Below are 292 nucleotides of genomic sequence, written 5' to 3'. Positions count from 1 at the left end.
CTTAATGGTCAACCCCGCTGCCATCGCATGACCACCAAAATGAGTGATTAAATCTGGATATTGTTCAGCCACTTGTTCGATAGCATCGCGGATATGCACGCCAGCAATTGAGCGCGCCGAGCCTTTAATCGCATCTTCATCACCTGTACGCTCAATATCAGCAGGTGCAAAAACAATACTGGGAAGATAGTGGGTCTCTTTTAAACGTCCAGCCACGATACCGATTACGCCTTGATGCCAGTCATCTCGATATAGCACGATACTGCGCTTGCTGTTATCAACATTGTCGACC

At 47.6% G+C, this 292-nt stretch carries 1 protein-coding gene; it reads right to left on the bottom strand.

All coding sequences use genetic code 11. The features are described from left to right. A partial coding sequence (locus AAEY79_RS14430) for a DHHA1 domain-containing protein (protein WP_352288967.1) occupies positions 1 to 292 on the bottom strand: 292 nt, incomplete at both ends.

Source organism: Psychrobacter sp. GW64-MNA-CIBAN-0177 (assembly GCF_040309585.1).
Taxonomy (GTDB): Bacteria; Pseudomonadota; Gammaproteobacteria; order Pseudomonadales; family Moraxellaceae; genus Psychrobacter; species Psychrobacter okhotskensis.
The sequence above is the reverse complement of the archived record's forward strand: the minus strand, read 5'-3'. Positions and strand labels throughout refer to the sequence as shown.